The sequence below is a fragment of the Georgfuchsia toluolica genome, from assembly GCF_907163265.1.
GTDB lineage: Bacteria > Pseudomonadota > Gammaproteobacteria > Burkholderiales > Rhodocyclaceae > Georgfuchsia > Georgfuchsia toluolica.
This window is the reverse complement of record NZ_CAJQUM010000001.1, coordinates 647,984-667,040: the sequence shown is the minus strand read 5'-3', so window position 1 is coordinate 667,040 and position 19,057 is coordinate 647,984. Positions and strand designations below refer to the sequence as shown.

12 protein-coding genes are annotated in these 19,057 nt (G+C 56.9%); all 12 read right to left on the bottom strand.

Translation table 11 applies throughout. The annotated features are described in order from the left end of the window. Nucleotides 1-19: 19 nt before the first annotated feature. On the bottom strand, nucleotides 20-3,001 hold the full coding sequence (locus K5E80_RS03135) for a molybdopterin-dependent oxidoreductase (RefSeq protein WP_220634791.1): 2,982 nt from the start codon (nucleotides 2,999-3,001) through the stop codon (nucleotides 20-22). Nucleotides 3,002-3,085: 84 nt separating this feature from the next. Next, a complete protein-coding gene (locus K5E80_RS03130; protein WP_220634790.1) occupies nucleotides 3,086-5,545 on the bottom strand; it encodes an efflux RND transporter permease subunit in 2,460 nt (819 codons plus the stop codon). Further along, nucleotides 5,542-6,639, bottom strand: a complete 1,098-nt coding sequence (locus K5E80_RS03125; protein ID WP_220634789.1) for a WD40/YVTN/BNR-like repeat-containing protein — start codon at nucleotides 6,637-6,639, stop codon at nucleotides 5,542-5,544. Before K5E80_RS03125 ends, K5E80_RS03130 begins: the two co-directional genes overlap by 4 nt. Before the next feature lie 79 nt (nucleotides 6,640-6,718). Then, on the bottom strand, nucleotides 6,719-8,077 hold the full coding sequence (locus K5E80_RS03120; protein ID WP_220634788.1) for a DUF1329 domain-containing protein: 1,359 nt from the start codon (nucleotides 8,075-8,077) through the stop codon (nucleotides 6,719-6,721). A 16-nt stretch (nucleotides 8,078-8,093) separates the two neighbouring features. Beyond that, nucleotides 8,094-9,719 (bottom strand): DUF1302 domain-containing protein, encoded by a 1,626-nt coding sequence (locus K5E80_RS03115; protein WP_220634787.1) that lies wholly within the window; start codon nucleotides 9,717-9,719, stop codon nucleotides 8,094-8,096. 276 nt (nucleotides 9,720-9,995) lie between these two features. Beyond that, nucleotides 9,996-10,748 (bottom strand): FadR/GntR family transcriptional regulator, encoded by a 753-nt coding sequence (locus tag K5E80_RS03110; protein ID WP_220634786.1) that lies wholly within the window; start codon nucleotides 10,746-10,748, stop codon nucleotides 9,996-9,998. Between the two features lie 39 nt (nucleotides 10,749-10,787). Continuing rightward, complete coding sequence (locus tag K5E80_RS03105) at nucleotides 10,788-11,648, bottom strand: enoyl-CoA hydratase/isomerase family protein (RefSeq protein ID WP_220634785.1); 861 nt, start codon at nucleotides 11,646-11,648, stop codon at nucleotides 10,788-10,790. Nucleotides 11,649-11,751: 103 nt separating this feature from the next. Continuing rightward, nucleotides 11,752-12,594, bottom strand: coding sequence for a 4Fe-4S dicluster domain-containing protein (locus tag K5E80_RS03100; protein ID WP_220634784.1), 843 nt, complete (start codon nucleotides 12,592-12,594; stop codon nucleotides 11,752-11,754). 36 nt (nucleotides 12,595-12,630) lie between these two features. Next, a complete protein-coding gene (locus tag K5E80_RS03095) occupies nucleotides 12,631-15,639 on the bottom strand; it encodes a molybdopterin-dependent oxidoreductase (RefSeq protein WP_220634783.1) in 3,009 nt (1,002 codons plus the stop codon). 826 nt (nucleotides 15,640-16,465) lie between these two features. Beyond that, the gene (locus K5E80_RS03090) at nucleotides 16,466-16,963 is read right to left on the bottom strand and encodes a PaaI family thioesterase (RefSeq protein ID WP_220634782.1); all 498 of its coding nucleotides are present in this window, start codon (nucleotides 16,961-16,963) and stop codon (nucleotides 16,466-16,468) included. Between the two features lie 10 nt (nucleotides 16,964-16,973). Beyond that, a complete protein-coding gene (locus K5E80_RS03085; RefSeq protein WP_220634781.1) occupies nucleotides 16,974-17,699 on the bottom strand; it encodes an NAD(P)H-dependent oxidoreductase in 726 nt (241 codons plus the stop codon). A gap of 38 nt (nucleotides 17,700-17,737) precedes the next feature. After that, nucleotides 17,738-18,985: an acyl-CoA dehydrogenase family protein gene (locus K5E80_RS03080; RefSeq protein ID WP_220634780.1), complete on the bottom strand. Its 1,248-nt coding sequence runs from the start codon at nucleotides 18,983-18,985 to the stop codon at nucleotides 17,738-17,740. Between the last annotated feature and the right edge of the window lie 72 nt (nucleotides 18,986-19,057).

The window sequence follows — 19,057 nt, the reverse complement described above, 5'->3', positions numbered from 1 at the left end:
AGACAAGTCGCCACCAACGTCATGCGTGGAAGTGCTCTTTCGCCGTCATGGTCGGTTTCCAGGGTTCAATCTCTATCAGGCAGGAAAGCGAACCCATGCCCTCGGTCCCTTTGACTTGCGGCCGTTGCGGCGTCAGGATGTTGACGCAGCCGCCGCGATCGGCCCAGCCCTTGGGGTCCGGAACGGGATCAAAGACAGCTGCCGACTCGTATGTGTGGACCACGCCCTTTGCCACCTGCGGCGACACGTCGGCCACGCAGATCACGGCGCCGCGGTCGTTGAAGACGCGGATCAACTCATGATGCCCGATGCCGCGCCTGGCCGCGTCATCGGGATGGACCCGCATGACCCAGTAGTAGTAGCCATCCACCAGAAAACGGTGATCCTCGATGTCGTTGACCGTGCTGTCCTTGCCATCCGAATAGGTGTGGAAGCTGTAGCGCGAATGCGTCGAGATCATCTGGATCGGATACTTGGCCACCAGTTCCTTGGTCTGCAGGCCTTCCCACGACGGAATGTAGGTGGGCATTGGCGGACGCTCGGGATTGTTCGGGTCGCCGCGCAGAATCGAGTTGGCGACGAACTCGATCTTGCCCGACTGGGTCGGCAGGCCCTTGCCGAACTGGCCCTGCCATTGCGCCGGCAAGGGATGCGGCTCCGGCACGTCCTTCATGCGGTCCTCGGCGTACCAGCGCATGCTGACCGGATCCCGTGTCTTCTCGGATTCGCCCGGCACCACGTAGTAACCCTTCTTGAGGAACTCCTTCCAGGTGATGTCCCTGGATAGATCCGATGCGTCGAATACGCGCTTGCACCAGTCGAGTTCCGAGCAGCCTTCGGTAAACATTCCTCCCAGTCCCAGGCGGCCGAGCACGTCGCTGAAGATCTGGTAGTCCGATTTGGATTCGCCCAGCGGTTCGATGCACTTGTGCTGCATGACGATGGTGCGGTGGTTGAGCTGGGCCGGGGCATTATGCACATAGCCCTGGCAACCGGCAGTTTCGCCGATGTCGTAACGCTCGACCGCGGTGCACGCCGGCAGGATGATGTCGGCGAAAGGCGTGTCGCCTTCCATGTAGATCGATTGACTGACGATGCAATCGATCGACTCGTGACGGTAGGCCTTGATGTAACGCTCGGACTGGGCCACAGTGCCGAAGGCGGCGCCGCCGTAGCGCCAGATCATATGCACTTTGGAATAACCCTGCATCGGATATTCAAAGGCCTGCATCTGCGCTTCCATCGAGGAACCGTCCCACATATAGCCCTTGCAGTGGCCATCGACGATGGCGTCAGGCAGCCGCTGGCGCGGAATTTTTTGCTGTACCGGGTTCATGGAAAGCACATGCGGCATGCGCTGGTAGGTGTTGATGGCGCCGGCGGTGAACGCCAGGTCGCCCGAGATGCCGCCCTCGGCATAGCCGGGGAACCAATGGTAGTTGTCGACAGGCGCCCCCATCTGCATGTTGCCGAAGTTGATGCCGGGCTTGCCCCAGCCCTGCATGGCCATCATCAGGATCATGGTGCGCGCCCATTGCGAGCCGGTGGCGCCGCGACAGGCGCCACCGAAGCCGGTGCCCAGTCCGCCGGCCGCGATGTAGGTCTTCTTCTTGCCCCATTGCCGTGCCAGCGCGCGTACGACATGGGCCGGCACGCCCGTTTCCGGTTCCTGCCATTCCGGCGTCTTGGCCACGCCGTCGTCCTTGCCGAGCAGATAGGCCGCCCACTGGTCGAAGCCCGTGGTGCGCGTCTCGACGTAATCCTTGTCGTAGAGCCCCTCGGTCAGCCAGACGTGCATGATGGCATGCGCCATTGCCGGATCGGTGCCGGCCTTGATCGGGATCCAGCGCCCGCCGAACAGCTTGGCCGTACTGTTCATGTACGGGTCGATGTGCACAAATTCGATGCCGACTTCCTTGGCCCAGAAGCGCCGCTGCGTGCCTTCGAAACCGCCATAGACGCCGCTGGTGGCTTCCGGATCGCTCGACCAGAACACCATCATCTCGCATTCCTTGAGGGCGTCTTCGACCGTGCCGTAGAACGAGGGCAGGCCGACGCGCAAGGCGTTGCCAAAGTGGTGCGTGGCGCCCCAGTACCAGCCTTCCCAGCTATCGGGATTGTGGTTGATGCGGGTGAACCCGATCATGTTGCCGAAACGCAGCAGCGCGCTGAGATAGTAGCCGACGTTGCCCCATTGGTGATGGGAGTGGTGCTGGATGGCAATGGCGCCTGGGCCATGCACGGTCTTTTGCCGCGTGATCTCGGCCGATACGATATCCAGCGCTTCATCCCAGCTGATGCGCTCATAACCGGAAATGCCCCGGTTCTGCGGATTGCGATTCCCCTTCGGATCCCAGTCCACCCGCTTCATCGGATACAGGATGCGATCCTTGCTATACACCTGCGATTTCAGCGCCAACGCGTAGGGATTGACAGTCGCGCGGCGCCAGGGCTTGAAAGTTTTACCGCGGGCCTTGATGGTCCAGCTCGGCGCATCGGTGTCATCAAAATCGATCGGCGTGCAGCGCACGATCTTGCCGTCCTTGACGAAGATGAACAGCGGGCCGCCGTTGGTGTTGGTGGTGTAGCGCACCGTGCCGTCCGGTAGCTTCGTGCCCATTTCCAAGCCGATGGTGTTGATCTTGTTCATCAGCTGCAGGAACCAGACGCACAGGTCGTTGGGTCCCATCACCATGGCTCGCATGGTCTTGGCGGCATGGATGATGTCGCCATAGTTCATCGGTGGCTTGAGGAAGGTCAGTGCGATCGGGATGTCGCGGAATTGCAGGATCACGTCCGGCTTGGCATGCAAACCGGCGCCGGTCGTCACCTTGCCGTTGCTGAAGGTGTAATAACGGCCGAGGCTGCCATCCTGCAACTTGATTTGCACCGTGCAGTTATAACGGCGCATTTCCTTCTGGAATTCCGGATACTTGTTGGCGGTACGTCGCAAGACATGCGGAATAGCAAACAAAATCGTCTTCAAGACCATCTTTTTCATTTCGCTTCTCCTATTTGTTTCTGTCAAATCCTCTTCGAATCCGCTCGCGGGAATCAGCTTCGCTGATTCCCGCTGTCCGTCACCCTATCCCGCCTTCAACTTGACTCGCCTGGCCGCGTCTAGCGCATGAACCTGCTTGTCGTCTGCCAGCTTTGTAGCCTCTTCGGTCGGAGAACGTTTCAGCAGGAAACAGGCCAATGAGGGCACCAGAATCAGCGCACCAATCATGTTCCAGACAAACATGAACGCCAAAAGACTCCCCATGTCCGCCTGAAACTTGATAGGAGAAAAGGCCCATGTCACAACGCCCAAGCCTAGCGTTATGCCGGTGAGTATGATGACGCGCCCGGTAAATGTCAGTGCGGAAAAGTATGCTTCCGACAAGTCGGCGCCTTCACGGTATCGCGTCAAGGTCACCGAGAGAATGTAGAGTGCATAGTCGATGCCGATGCCAACGCCAAGCGCAATAACCGGCAGAGTTGCCACCTTGACGCCGATGCCAAGAAACACCATCAATGCTTCGCACAGGATGGAGGTGAGCATCAGTGGCAATACAGCGCAGACAATCGCCCGCCAGGAGCGGAACGTTATGAAGCTAAGCACCATCACCGCCAGATAAACCAGAACCAGCATTTCAAGGTTGGCCCGCTTCACCACAACGTTCGTCGCGGCTTCGATGCCGGCGTTGCCGGCAGCCAACAGATACTGCACCTCCTTGGTATCGTTATCCTGTGCAAATTTCTCCGCGACATTGACTACGGATTCCAGCGTGTCCGCCTTGTGGTCTTTAAGGAAGACATAAACCGTCAGCAGGTCGCATTTCTGATTGAAGAGTTCGCGCGGCGCCCTCGCTACCGTGGCACCCAGAAGACCCTGCATGCGCGGCAGCACATACCATTTGGGATTACCCTCGTATTGGCCCATGGACCAGTTTTTTGACAGATCCGCCAACGAATTGGTCGTCACCACGGCCGGCAACTGGCGCAACCGCCATTCCAAGGCATCCACCTGACTCAGCGTGTTGTATTGATTGCACAGCATCGGCGGCGTCTTGACCATCACGACGAAGACATCGCTGCTGGCCCCGTAATTCGCCGCCATAAAGGCGTTGTCGCGGTTGTAGCGCGAATCAGGCCTGAGTTCGGGTGCCCCCGGATCAAGGTCGCCGATTTTTAGACCCCGGCTGACCCAGTAGCCGGATACCCCCATTACCAGAGCCACGCCAATCGCTACTGCCGCCCAGCGGCGCTGGGTAAACAGGTCCAGAAACGCCCAGATGGGATGTTTCCGCTTGCCTAGTGCCGATTGCTCCGACTGGATCGCGCGTTTCGCAGCCTTGACCGAAACGCCGGTATAGGACAGAAGAATCGGCAGCAGGATCAGGTTGGTAAAGATCAGGATCATGACGCCAATACTGGCGGTAATCGCCAGTTCCTGGATCACTTTGATGTCAATCACCATCAGCACGCCAAAGCCGACCGCATCGGCCAGCAATGCTGTCAGCCCGGCCACAAACAGCCGGCGGAAGGTGTAGCGCGCAGCAACCAGCTTGTGCGTGCCGCGCCCGATGTCCTGCATGATGCCGTTCATCTTCTGGGCGCCATGGCTCATGCCGATGGCGAACACCAGGAACGGAACCAGGATCGAGTACGGATCAAGTTCGTAGCCAATGGTGGGCAGTATCCCCAACAACCAGGTGACAGCGACCAGAGAGCAGCTAACGACCAGCAGCGTACTTCTGACACATCGGGTATGGAAATAAAGAATAACGGTAGCAATGCCGATCGCGACGGCAAAGAACATCATTACCTGCCTTAGCCCCTGAATCAGATCTCCGACGATCTTGGCAAAGCCGGTAATATGTATCTTGATTGAATCGGTTTGATACTTGGCCCTGACCTGTTCGAGCTGCGCAGACAACGCTCCGTAGTCGAGACGTTTTCCGGTACTCTCGTTTTTCTCCAGGAGCGGCACAGCAATGACGCTTGACTTGAAATTGGCAGCGACCAGCGTGCCGATCTCGCCCGAGCGTTCAACATTCTGCCGCACCTGCTTGATGCTTTGTTCCGAGCCGTTGTAATCGTCCGGGATAACCGGGCCCCCATCCATCCCCTCTTCCGTGACGCCCATCCAGCGCGTCGCCGGGGTCCACAGCGACTTCATGTAGGGTCGCTCGACTCCCGGCATCAAAAAGACTTCGTCATTGAGTTTTCTCAGCGTCTCCAGGTATTCGGCATTAAAGATGTCGCCCTTGGTGGATTCGACGGAAATGCGTATGGTGTTGCCCAAACCAACCAGATCGGCCTTGTTCTGCAGATAGTTGACGATGTAGGGATGCCTCGTGGGGATCATCTTCTCGAAGCTCGCATTGAGCTGGAGCGTCGTCATTTTCCAACCAAAGAACAAGGTCGCAAACAGACAAGCCACTACAATCAGGAATCGGTTGTTGAACAGCAGCCTTTCCCCTCGCGTTCCCGACATCTTGTCAAAGTCGGCGATATTGGAGACGACAGGCTGCTGAGTAAGCCCTGAGTGGTGATTCATGGTTTTGCTCCTGATTCAACTTTCACGGGAGCACTCCTGACGACTCCTCCCAACCCGGCAAGTACCATGGCCCCGTCGGCCGCCTGTACCGCCCCGGTCAACGGAAACCCTTGTCGCACGGGCTCAGCTTGAAAGCTGCGGCCACCGTCCCTGCTGCGCAATACCCGGCCACCCTGATCCACCAGGATGATGGAACCGTCATCGAGAAACGTCGCGGCGTTCAATGCCGACTCATCGTTGGTGGATATCTTTTGCCAACCGCCTTTGCCATCCATCGACTGATAGATGTTGCCTCGCAAGCCAAAGGCGATAACACCGCCGCCGGCCAGGTGACGCACCCCAAAGTAGCTACCCGAGTACGGGGTCTTCACTTCGCTGAAACTTTCTCCTGCGTCCGTTGAGTGGAAAAGCGCACCAGCCTCTCCGGCAATATAGATATCGTTACCCACCACATCAATTGAATACAGATGATGCCCTTGACTATTGTCCAGGTGATGCTGCCAACTACGCCATGTCTTGCCGCCATCGGTTGTCGCCAGTATCAGACCGTAGGCGCCGACGACAAAGCCCTCTTCCTCGTTGCGGAACCATAAATCGAGAAAGGGCTTGTCCGGACCATCGGCGACCAGACGCTCCGCATCCGCGAACTGCTGCTTGGCTTTGGCATCGTTCGGAGTCAAATCCAGCATATGTCTGGCCATCGCCAACGATGCATCTGCCGCTTTCTTGCCATCCAACTGAAGCTGCCATGTCTGGCCGCCGTCAGTCGTATGCAAAATAATTCCGCTATGGCCAATAGCCCAGCCAACACGTTCATTGACAAAGCGCACGTTTGTCAAGGTTTCCGAGACCGGCACCGGCACTTGACGCCAATTGACCCCGTTATCGTCCGACACGATGACGATCCCCCGCTCACCTACGGCCACAATACGGGTGCCGGCACGAGTGACAGCCAGCATCGCGGAAGTTTTCGCCCGTGCGCTCTGCAGCGCGGGACGTTGAAGCACATCCAACTCGGCCCAGGCCGAACCAACCCCCATCAGCATCAAGGCGAAAAGGCAGTTGACGAAAGTTTGGTTTACGGACCTGCTCACCCTTACCTCCTTTAATAATTATGTAGTCTGAAGCAAGAGGGAGACCTTCCCCCTCTTGCCTCTTGGTTGCTGCTGATGATCAGCGAACGCCTGCTCCCGCCATGCTGTCCGGCGAGAAAAATGCTTTTGGCGGTACCTTGATGGTCTTGTACGACGCCTTCGATCCAATCAAGTTGATGTTCAGTGCATAGTTGCCCGTCGGGAAATTGTAGACGCCCCAGTTCACGTTATCGAGGAGCGCCGGAATATCCGGAGCGAGCATGGTCAACCCGAAGTCATGCTTCCACAGCGCGCCCGACGCATCCCACAGGTCAGCCATCAACATGGTTCCCGTATCCTCGTCGAAATAGCAGCGGCGCTTCGGCACGACGTGGCGCTTTCCAGGGGCGAGCGTGGCATCGACCACCCACACCCGGTGCAGTTCCCAGCGAACCAGATCCGGATTCAAGTGCCCCTTGGTCAAAGCCTTCTCAGACGTGGAGAAGTTGATCTTGTTGTTGTTGTACATGACGTACATTTCCTTCTTGCCAACCAACTTCCAGTCATAACGCTCGGGCGAACCCAGATAGACAAACGCTTCGTCGAAATTGCCGACGCCCGACATCACGAAATCGGGAGTGTCAAAAGCGACCGTCGGCGCCTTGCGCACCCGGCGCTGCCCGGGCAGGTACTGCCATGCCTCGCGGCCCTTGTTCAACCAGTCGACGTTGTCATGGATCAACAGGGACTCACCGGCCTTGAAAGACGGCCCTGTTGCCACCTGAAGATGCCACCAATAATCGCCATTCCAACTTTTTTCGCCATCCTTGATGTGGTAGGGGAAAGTCAGGGTCTGGTCCCCTTGGGTGGCAAGCACAATAGCGCCATCGGAACTCACGACGTTCGCCGAAAACTTGTAGAAAGTCGCTTCGCCACCCCATTGCATCATGTGATTCCACACGAGTTCGATGCCGGTCTTGGCAATCGGGAAAGGCTTGCCACCGTAGGCACCCACAAGTGTCAGGCCATTATTGGTGAGCTTGGCATTCAGCGCATTCTTGTAGGTGGCGTCGTAAATCCATTGTGGCGCTGCGGCCGTCCGGTGCGTCGGGTACACGTCAATGCGGAAGGTCGGATATTTCTTCAACAGCGTCTTGTCGCCATCGGACAACTTTTCGGCGTACTGCCCCATGTTCTGTGCATTAATGGAAAACAGCGGCTTTTCGTTTGCGAACGGATCGGGACGTGGCGCGCCGTTTTTCCATGTGGGATCGACCTTCGTATAGCCACCATCCCAGGCCGGTATGGAGCCATCCTTGTTGCCGGCCCGCTCCGCTCCCATGGGGGTCAGCGTAGTTTTCAGCTGGGCAGCCTCTTCGGCGCTGACCGCTGCAAGACTGGAATAGCTTGTCGCCATGAGCGAGATAAGTGCCGTGGCTAGTAAAGTATGTTTTGTCATGTTGTTGTCTCCTCAATTAGAAAGTAGTCTGGACCTGGAGCGAAACAAAGTCCCGGTCGTGGAGAGACTGGGCATAAGAAAGTGAGTACGGCCCCGGTACGCTGCTGTGATTCGTCTGCAGGAAAGGAGCCTCTTTGCCGAAGAAGTGCACAAAGTTCAGCCCAGCCTTCACCTTGTTGTGGTAATTGGCGGTCACGCCAATACTGAAGTCGCCTGCATGCTCGGTGCCACCATTGAACTTGAAGACGGCGGACGAACGGCCGGACGGGTTATAGCCAAGGCCGATAGGGACATCCAGATCGATGCCAGGCAAAACCTGGAAATACGACGGTATTAACAACATCCGGAATGCCCATGCATCACGAGTCGTGTTCTGATCCAGTGCATTGGGATTTTTCTGAATGCTCAGGGTCCGATTAACCGCCAGTTCATTCAGGAACACGCCGCCATCCCAGAATGGGCCTTTGCCGAACAGCGTAATGGTCGAGACCTGCGCGTGTGCCGTCCTGCCAACTGCATACAGCGGGTTGTCGTTGTTATCGCCCTTGAAACCGAGGTCTATCTGCGGATCCGAAACGAGGGGCGCATTGGTACGAATCGAGGTTTCACCTGAAACGTTGGATGGGCCAATCACGGTGCTGAAGCTGGCGCCATAAGTGTTGATGTTTTCCGGATACACCAGCTTATAGCCTAGCGAAATGGGATCCAGGTAAATAGAAGGGCTCTTCTCATGATAGCGCGCCGCGTACAGGCCATACTCGACACCCCCTTCTCCAGGCTTGAATCTCACTGCCAAACCGCCTTGCCCGGAGTTTTTCGCGTTTAAGTCAGGGCCATGAATGAATGGAAGAACCCTCTCCGCTCCCGCACCGACGAAATCGGCATCACTCAGGAAACTGCCTGAGGCAGGCAGGCGATCAATATCCCACTTGTACTGGTAATAAGCGCCGACCGAGACATTCGAGGTAACTTGCACTTGCGTCGAAAATTGTCCCACTGGACGGATGATCTCCTTGAACTGAGAGCCGGGTACAGACAGGAGTTTGATCAGATCCATCGGCGCTTGCGCCTTGGCAATCCCGTTGGCCCCAAAAAACAGGCTCTCGCCATAAAGGACGGTATGCTTGCCCGCCCGCACGGTGAAAGGTGTTTCCGATTCCGGATCATTCTTGAAGTACACGAATGCATCAAGAATTTCCCCGTGATTACCCATCATCTGCTTGGTTAAACGCGTGAACTTTCCTGCCGGGACGGTAACCGAATTAACGGTTGCTTGAGAAGTGTTGTCGTTCGATTTGTTGTAAACCGTGTCATACCAATAGGCACCGCTGACGCGGAAGCCCGTTTGCTTGTATGAGCCATCAAACTCCGAAAAAAGGTCTACTCTGTTTGAAACCAGGCCCTTGTTGAAGTTGCGGTCGCCATCATCTAACTCAGGCCCGGCAGGGGGTGGGCCAGCATCGCCGTTCAGTATCTTGCTGCTGGGATCATGCAAACGCCATACCGCGCTATACTTGACCGTATTGTCCCAGCGAAGTTTGACATCGGAATCGGAATCGGTATCAAACTGGAAGGCATGACCGGATCCTGCAAGACCAATAAACCCTATAGTTGCTACGGCGGCTTTTGCAAAGGACTTCATTCGCCTTGATGACGCTGTACTATTTACTTCCCCTAATGAACATATAGGCATTTCTTCATCCTCCTAAGTTGGCAACAATTAACTTACGATTTTTTCTGTTCGAAATCCGCAAACCAGTGCTTATTGTTTTCACCAAGCCAGAATCAATACGACTCCTACCAATACGATTCATCAGGTTGGTTATTCATATTATTCACACAAACACCAATTGTCAAGACCATTATTCATAATGGTTCTAATTGGTTTTTTATCATTTGGACTTTATGCAGGCTGATTTCAGTAGTCGAGAAGGCGCCGCCGGGTAACGCGAATGTGTTGAATCATTAATTCGCGTGCGCGTTCCGCATCGCGGCGCTTGAGGGCAGCGAAAATCTCCTGGTGCTCTTGTCGAAATATGATGTGTTCATCCGGTGTCCGTTTGCGTTGGCGCAATGTTCCCCACATTGCCTGCTCGTGGCGGGTGGCGTGAAGCATGCTGTACATGTGCGTTGCCATTTTGTTGTGTGTAGCCTGGGCCACCATCAAATGAAAAGCCGCGTCCCATATCTCGAATTCATCAGGTGTAGTCGCCTTTTCCCCACGCTTGAGGCAATCTTCCATGCGTTCAAAGTCAGCTGAGGTCGCGTTGGTTACTATCATCCAGGGAAGTTCTGGCTCAAAACGCAGTCTCGCTTCGATGTATTCGGCGGGACTGATTGTCCCATCAAGTTCGAGGATTGCGACAGAAACATCAGGCGATGGACGCACAAAGGTGCCGCGACCGACTTGCCTGAGAATCAAGCCATCCGCTTCCACTTCAGCCAGGGCACGTCTCGTAACGGCACGGCTTACGCCAAGTTGCTCCGCCAATTGCCGCTCCGTCGGTACTCGTTCTCCGGCGCCGAATGCGCGTTCCTTGATAGCGTTTATCAAGTAGTCGCGGACGCGAACATATCCTTCGTGGGATTGCGCTCTCTCAACCATTATTATCAGAACCATTTTATGTATTGGTTCAATATTTATACTACTAACGGACAATTTGTCAACCATTGGTAACCATTAAGGTTTTCTGGTTTGCAGTGGGCACTCTTAGTCGAAGCGGTTCTTCTTGCCTTGCCTGACATAGGCCGTGCTATCGCTAATGTGTTCACGGCTATGCACCGCCTTATCCTTGGCCAGATGGCCGAACATCTGGATGCCAAATCCGCCGTCGAGATCGTTGACGATGCGTTGTTTCCACGGACGACGAATGATCTGCGTCGTCAGCCGGCGCGTGGTGCGCGGCTGGGTCATGATGTGGTCGGCGATTTTGTAGGCGCGTTCGATCAGTTTGTCTCTGGGCAATATCTCATTGACCATGCCATATTCGAGCGCCGTCTTGGCGTCAATGGCCTCGCCTGTGAGCAAGGCATAGGCGGCGCGCTTGACACCAAGCAGTTCCTCAAAACAACTGTGGATGCCATCACCGGGGACCGAGCCAATATTGTAGTGAGGATCGAAAAGGGTAGCGTCTTCGGCCATCAGGGTGATGTCGCACATCAGGCAGATTTCACTGTGGAAGCCGCTGCCATTGATGATGCCGATGGTGGGGATTTCCAGATCGTTGACCAGGGCGCTGACGTTGATGCGGCCATCCTTGTAGGCATATTCGTAAGCCCAGTAAGGCAGGCCTTCCTGCTCCAACTTGAATCCTTCAGGGTCAGCTTCCATCATGAAGTCCTTACCTGAACCAGTGAAGATCATTACTTCATTTTCCGGATCGGCGCCGATGGCCTTGAACAGCAGCCCTAGTGCTCGGTGATTCTGTACGCTCAATTGAATGGAACCGCCCAACGTGTGCGCCTGCGCCAGAATGACGCCATCGGGTCGACGCTCCAGCGTGTAGTGATCCTTGAAACGTTCCTTGTAATCCTCGAACTTGGGCATTGCAACGAAGTCTTGTAATGACATTGATGAATCCTTTCCTTGCTCGATATCCCTTTGTCAATCCGACAAACTTAGATATTTCCCTGGGCTGCCGCTGACGACAGCCCAGACTTGTCAGCAACTGCGGCTATTTGCTCAGTTGGATGCTGCCCAGATAGACGCTCTCATTGACCGTGGCATCCACCAGCGCCGAGCCATGCTGGGGATGGATGATCTTCACCTTGTAGGTGCCGCTGTTGGGCTCCAGGCGATCGACCTTGAAGTCGCCGAGGAAATCGGTTTTGGCTTCGCCGGCTACCTTGCCGTCCTTGATCAGGACCACTTCGGCGCCCTCGACGCATTCGAGCACCCCCTTGATCGTCGCCGTGACGCTGCCGCCGACGAAACACTTGTTCCAGCGATACATGTTCTGGTAATACACGCGGGGGCGCGTCCCCAGCCCGGCCTTGAGCACTTCCAGCTGGTCCCGCTCGGCGATTCTGCGCATTTCCGCATCCTCGACCTTGAGCGCCTTCATGCATCCGGTGGAACAGGCCTGGCTCGCGCGCGGCTCCTTCCAGCCCTGGTCGAGCAGGTGCGCGTCGAAGATCCATTTCTGCGGCAGGTTCAGTTCTTCGTTCCACCAGATGGCGCCGTAGGGACAGGAGTCGACAACATCCCGCCGGCCCTTGGCCTTGACCGGGTCGATGATGACGATGCCGTCGGCGCGCTTGGTGACGCAGCCGCCTCCGGCATCGACGCAGGGCGCGTTGTCGCAATGGTTGCAGGTCACCGGCAGATAGGCGACGTCCACCATCGGCGTTGCGCCGCGCGTGCGCCGCCCGATCTGGATCCAGTCGCCGCCGTGCGCCGGCATCGGCGCCGCATAGCCCGGATAGTCGTTGCCGATATGTTCATCCTTGGTGGCGATCGCACAGTTGTTGCAGTTCTCGCACTTCTCCACATCTATGATCAGATTCCACTTTTCCATTTCACACCTCTAGTTCAATTGGGTCAGGGTCAGAGGCTAAGCCGCTTTCATGGCCGGCGAGCCGTTCGCATGAAAGCGCTCGCCCGCTTTCAGGGTCGGCGTCCAGGGTGCGATTTCCACCAGGCAGGAATTCGAGCCCATGCCCTCGGTGCCTTGCACTTGTCGCCGCTGCGGCGTCAAGATGTTGACGCAGCCGCCGCGATCGGCCCAGCCCATCGGATCCGGCACCGGATCGAAGACCGCCGCCGCAATAAAGGACTTGACCACGCCTGGCATCATCAGCGGCGACACGTCGGCGGCCAGGATCACGGCGCCGCGGTCGTTGAAGACGCGGATCAGGCTGTGATGCCCGATGCCGCGCCTGGCTGCGTCTTCGGGATGGACCCGCATGACCCAGTAGTAGTAGCCATCGATCAGCACGCGGTGATCCTCGATGTCGTTGATGGTGCTGTCCTTGCCGTCGGAAAAAGTATGGAAGCTGTAGCGCGAATGCGTCGAGATCATCTGCAGCGGATACTTGGCGACCAGTTCCTTGGTCTGCAGGCCTTCCCAGGATGGAATGTAGCGGTTCAGGGCCGGGCGCTCGGGGTTGTTCGGATCGCCGCGCAGGATCGAGTTGGGAACGAATTCGATCTTGCCCGACTGGGTCTGCAGTCCCTTGCCGAAATCACCCGAGTACTGGGATGGCAACGGGTGCGGCTCCGGCACGTCCTTCATGCGGTCCTCGGCAAACCAGCGCATGCTTACAGGTTCGGGCGTTTCTTCAGGCTCGGGCGGGACGACGTAATAGCCTTTCTTGAGGAACTCCTTCCAGGTGATGTTCTTGGAAAGATCGGCCGAGTCAAAGACGCGCTTGCACCAGTCGAGCTCCGAGCAGCCTTCGGTAAACATCGCGCCCAAGCCCAGACGGCTCAGCACATCGGCGAAGATCTGGTAGTCTGATTTGGATTCGCCCAGCGGTTCGATGCACTTGTGCTGCATGACGATGGTGCGGTGGTTGAGCTGACCCGGGGCATGATGCACATAGCCCTGGCAGCCGCAGGTCTCGCCGATGTCATAGCGTTCGACATGGGTGCACGCCGGCAGGATGATGTCGGCGAAAGGCGTGTCGCCTTCCATGTAGATGGCCTGCGAGACCAGGCATTCGATGGATTCATGGCGATAGGCCTCGATGTAGCGCTCGGACTGGGCCACGGTGCCGAAGGCGGCGCCGCCGTAGTGCCAGATCATGTGGATCTTGGAATAACCGGGCATCGGATACTCGAACGGGGCGATTTGCGCTTCGATCGAGGAGCCGTCCCAAAGATTGCCGTGGGCATAACCCTTGATGATGGCTTCCGGCAAACGTTGCCGCGGGATGATCTGCTTGACCGGGTTCATGCTGAGCACGTGCGGCATGCGCGTGTAATTGTTGATGGCCGCGGCGGTGAACGCCAGTTCTCCGGAGATGCCGCCTTCGGCATAGCCGGGGAAATAGTGGAAGTTGTCGACCGGCGTGCCGAACTGCAGGTTGCCGAAGTTGATGCCGGGCTTGCCCCAGCCCTGCATGGCCATCATCATGATCATGCAACGGGCCCATTGGGTCCCCGTGGAATTCCGGACGGCGCCGCCGACGCCGGTGCCCAGCCCGCCGGCACCCAGATAGGTCTTTTTCTTGCCCCATTGCCGCGCCAATGCGCGTACGACATGGGCCGGCACGCCCGTTTCCGCTTCCTGCCACTCCGGCGTCTTGGCCACGCCGTCGTCTTTGCCGAGCAGGTAGGCCGCCCACTGGTCGAAGCCGGTGGTCCGCGTCTCTACGTAGTCCTTGTCGTAGAGCCCTTCGGTCAGCCAGATGTACATGATGGCATGCGCCATTGCCGGATCGGTGCCGGGCTTGAGCGGAATCCAGCGCCCGCCGAAGAGCTGTGCCGTGGTGTTGCAATGCGGGTCGATATGCACGAACTCGATGCCGAGTTCCTTGGCCCAGAAGCGCCGCTGCGTACCTTCGTAGCCCGCATAGACGCCGCTGGTCACTTCCGGATCGCTCGACCAGAACACCACCATCTCGGCTTCCTTGAGCGCATCCTCGACCGTGCCATAGTGGGAAGGCAGGCCGAGCCGCAGCGCGTTGCCGAAGTGATGCATGGCGCCCCAGTACCAGCCTTCCCAACTGTCCGGGTTGTGGTGTATCCGGGTGAAGCCGATCAGGTTGCCGAAGCGCAGCAGCGCGCTGAGGTAGTAACCGATGTTGCCCCATTGGTGATGCGAGTGGTGCTGGATGGCGATGGCGCCCGGGCCATGCACGGTCTTTTGCCGCTTGATTTCGCTGGAGACAATATCCAGCGCTTCATCCCAACTGATCCGCTCATAACCGGAGATGCCGCGGTTCTGCGGGTTGCGCTCACCCTTGGGATCGAAGTCCACGCGTTTCATGGGATAGAGCACCCGATCGTCGGTATAGACCTGGGACTTGAGCGCCAGCGAATAGGGACTGACGGTGGCGCGGCGCCAGGGCTTGAAGGTTCTGCCGCGCGCCTTGATGGTCCAGGAGGGCGCGTCGGTGTTGTCGAAGTCGATCGGGGTGCAGCGCACGATCTTGCCGTCCTTGACGAAGATGAACAGCGGGCCGCCATTGGTGTTGGTGGTGTAGCGCACCGTGCCGTCCGGCAGCTTCGTCCCCATCTCGAGCGCCGAGGTCTCGATCTTGTTCATCAGCTGCATGAACCAGATACAGAGATGGTCCGGCCCCATCACCATGGCCCGCATGTTCTTGGCGGCATGGACTATCTCGGCGTAATCCATCGGCGGCTTGAGGAAGATGAGCGCAGTTGGCAGATCGTTGAACTGCATCGTCACATCCGGCCTGGCATGCAACCCGGCCCCCGTCGTCACCTTGCCGTTGTTGAAGGTGTAATAACGGCCGAGGCTGCCATTTTTCAACCTGATTTGCACCGTGCAGTTATGACGACGCATTTCCTTCTGAAATTCCGGATACTTCTTGGCAGTGCGCCTCAATAGGTGAGGAACAGCAAACAAAATCGTTTTCAAGACCATCTTTTTCATTTCGCTTCTCCTATTTCAGACAAACTTCCTTAAATTTGCGCTCAGCCGCGTAGTGCGATTGGGGCCGTCACCGCGGTCCCTTTTGGGGTTGCTGTTTCAGACGCAAGAAAGAACCTGTTGCGTGTGCAATACGACGATGGCGGGCTGACAAGCCGAGCCTGAAAGCTGAAATGAAAGTCATTACTCCTGCCTCCTTTGAAATGTTATTAGTCATCTCTTTGTCATGTCAGAGGAGCATTAACTCCTCGGTGCTGACGCTTTCCCAACGAAAGTTCTTATATGATTTTTTTTCGTCAGTTTGGTCAGAATATCCGAGTTGTTCGTTTGTGTCAAGATGACGATATCGCCATGTTGCCAATTGATGTATTGCTTGCCGGTTCCTGATTTTGAGTGTGTACAGGGCCATGGTTCGTCCCGTCGAGCCCTACAAACAAATCGCCACTGAGTTACCTCTTCAGGTGGAGCCAAGCCCCGCAATGGGCTCGGTGCGTTTGACACGATCCCCGCCGATCAACCACCAATAGCCGCCCACAGCCGTTGCTGGCGCTTCGCACCAAGAATGTTCGCTGTGCCTGCGTTCCAGGAAGCGGTACTGGTATCAGTCAAGCCCTGGAGCCGGACGAGCACCTGGTGCGAAACCAGGCGGCCTGTCGTCAGCGCTCTATGCTAGTGTGGTGTTCCATAAATCCGTTGCTTATATTTTGATTCGTCATTCCGGACGCCGCGTCAGCGGCGAGCCGGAATCCAGCGACTTTTCAAGACCCTGGATTCCCGCCTTCGTGGGAATGACGCCGCAATTTATTCAATGTATTTCTGATACAGGACACTAGGCGTTACGGTGTGCGGTGGCACTGAGTTGATCCGTGTTAACCAGAACAAAAACGCAATCCGCGATCGCTGTCAAAAGGTCGCCAGCCCATACCTCGCAACTAACGCGCGTTTTTCTTCCCACCTCGCCTTCAACCCTGGCTTTCAGACTTAGTTCAACGCCCATTGGGGTAGGCTTCAGATAAGTGATGTTCAGATTCCCGGTGACGCACTCCAGCGCGGGCAAACTCCCGGGTTCGCGACCCTCAGCCCGATAGTGATAGGCCATCGCAGTCCAGTTGGAGTGGCAATCGACCAGCATTGCGATCAAGCCGCCGTACACCAGGCCCGGCCATCCCGTGAACTCCGGTGCGGGAGTGTGTTTGGCAACGACATGAATGCCGTCGGAATCCCAGTGACTTTTGATCTGCAGGCCGCCGGGATGTGCGCTTCCGCAGCCGAAGCAAATGCCTTCAGGAGCAGCCAAATCCTGCAGTGAGGGGGTATGCGTATTCATGGAATATCCTTTAGGGCCTTGTGCCAGACGATGGCATTGCGATGGCATTCAGTTTTTCATCAAATTGATCGAGCGAGACGAATTGCAATGGCGGCAGGGTATCCAGTACCTGCAAACGCTGACGATATTCCTCCAGAATCATGCTCCGCTCTTCCCCGGTAACATAAGGCACATGATAGGCCACGAACGGCGGCAAGACATTCATGCCGGAATAGGCCAATGTGCCGCGCAAGATCGGACGCAGCATATCCTGCAGCGCTCCATGCACGCCTCCCCTGACGAGCATATGCGGCTGCCCGCCAATCGTGATGGCCAGCATGGCCTTCTTGCCAGCCAGGCCGCCACGATCGTAGAAACGCTTGCCGCCATAAACCACGCCGGATACGAATACCCGGTCAATCCAGCCCTTGAGAATGGCGGGCATGGAAAACCAGTAGATCGGGAAATTGAAGATCACCAGATCGGCCCACAGCAGCTTGTCCAACTCCATCTGAATGTCGGGCGCCAACGTCTTCTGATTATGGTTGTGGCGTTGTTCCAATGCATAGACAAGATAGTCCGGGTTGCTTCTGTCCCCGAAGTCCGCAGCGCTCGCCACGGGGTTCCAGTCCATCGCGTATAGATCAGAGACCTGGACGCTGTGTCCCAACATATCCAGTTCCTTGACAGCAAGATCCTTCATCGCGGCATTGAATGACCGGGGTTCGTTGTGGGCGTGGACAATGAGGACATTCATGGCGGACAATTTCCGATCTGATCGTTAGGGGTGGCAACTTAACCGGTAATTTCCTTGCCGAAGATTTCGCGAGCAATCACCAGCTTCTGGATTTCGTTGGTTCCTTCATAGATTTCCGCGATCTTGCAGTCGCGGTAGATTTCCTCGACGCGATAGTGTGAGCCATCCGCCGCCAGTTCGCGCATGAAGCCATAGCCGCCGAATATCTGTACGGCATCGCGGGCGAACTCCCCCGCCAGATTGGTGCCGTACCACTTGGCCATCGCAGCCTCGGGTTCGGGGAAGGCATGGCCATCATCGATGCGCAGCGCCGCCTTCAGATACAGGTTGCGGGCGTTTTCAATTTCGGTGGCGCGTTCGGCCATCCTGAATTGCCAGTGTTGGAACTGGGCAATCGCCTTGCCAAAGGCGCGCCGCGTCTTCAGGCGCTCGGCGCTGTGATCGAACAGCGCCTGGGCCATGCCGACGCCACTGGCGGCAATGCCGACACGCCCGTAGGTCAGCGTCTGCAGGGCGATCTTGAGGCCTTTGCCGGGTTGCCCAATAACATTTTCCAGGGGCACCCTCACGTCGTCGAAATAGATGTCGGCAGTTAGCTGGCCGTGATTACCCATCTTCTTGTCAGGTTCTCCGACACGCACTCCCGGCCAATCAAGTTCGACCACAAGTTCGGTCATGCGCTCACCCTCGACGCAGAGCAGGACAACGAAGTCGGCCACCGGTGCATTGGTGATATAGCGCTTGCGGCCGGTAACTATGTATCCATCATTGGCGCGCGTGGCGATCGTTCGCATTGCTTCAACACTCAGATCGGTGCTGGCATCCGGTTCCGTGGTGGCAAAGCTGCCGATCAGCTCGCCGCCAAGCAATGGCGTGAGGTAGCGCCGCTTGATCGAATCCGTGCCGTGCTTCAGCGCGTTGCCTGCCAGAATGCAATGAACATCCACAATGGCGGCAACCGAATTGGAGTGATACGCCAATTCTTCGATCATTACCGCAGTAGCTGTTGCGGGGTGCTTCAGGCCACGCCCGCCGACGTCGGCGGCAAAGGGAATCCGGAACAAACCCGCCCTGGCCATCTTCGCGAATAAATCACGCGGGAATGCGGCCACAGATTCTTCACTATGCCCAATGGCATAGGCGACGGGCGCGACATGCTCGTCGGCAAAGCGACGAACTTCCTGGCGAATGGCCAGGATTTCGGCGGGGGTGTTCAGGTCATGATAAAGGCTGTCCTGATAACGTGTAAGGCGTGTGACAGCGGGAGCATCGGCAAGATTGGTCATTGGTGGCCTCTAGAATTGATTGACAGAACGATTGCCACTGTAGGGATGCATGCATATCAAGATAATGGGCTA

Bases quoted from the DNA above. Each gene is read 5' to 3' on its own strand.
- K5E80_RS03135 (WP_220634791.1), bottom strand. From the start codon at position 3,001: ATGAAAAAGATGGTCTTGAAGACGATTTTGTTTGCTATTCCGCATGTC.
- K5E80_RS03130 (WP_220634790.1), bottom strand. From the start codon at position 5,545: ATGAATCACCACTCAGGGCTTACTCAGCAGCCTGTCGTCTCCAATATC.
- K5E80_RS03120 (WP_220634788.1), bottom strand. From the start codon at position 8,077: ATGACAAAACATACTTTACTAGCCACGGCACTTATCTCGCTCATGGCG.
- K5E80_RS03115 (WP_220634787.1), bottom strand. From the start codon at position 9,719: ATGAAGTCCTTTGCAAAAGCCGCCGTAGCAACTATAGGGTTTATTGGT.
- K5E80_RS03110 (WP_220634786.1), bottom strand. From the start codon at position 10,748: ATGGTTGACAAATTGTCCGTTAGTAGTATAAATATTGAACCAATACAT.
- K5E80_RS03105 (WP_220634785.1), bottom strand. From the start codon at position 11,648: ATGTCATTACAAGACTTCGTTGCAATGCCCAAGTTCGAGGATTACAAG.
- K5E80_RS03100 (WP_220634784.1), bottom strand. From the start codon at position 12,594: ATGGAAAAGTGGAATCTGATCATAGATGTGGAGAAGTGCGAGAACTGC.
- K5E80_RS03095 (WP_220634783.1), bottom strand. From the start codon at position 15,639: ATGAAAAAGATGGTCTTGAAAACGATTTTGTTTGCTGTTCCTCACCTA.
- K5E80_RS03090 (WP_220634782.1), bottom strand. From the start codon at position 16,963: ATGAATACGCATACCCCCTCACTGCAGGATTTGGCTGCTCCTGAAGGC.
- K5E80_RS03085 (WP_220634781.1), bottom strand. From the start codon at position 17,699: ATGAATGTCCTCATTGTCCACGCCCACAACGAACCCCGGTCATTCAAT.
- K5E80_RS03080 (WP_220634780.1), bottom strand. From the start codon at position 18,985: ATGACCAATCTTGCCGATGCTCCCGCTGTCACACGCCTTACACGTTAT.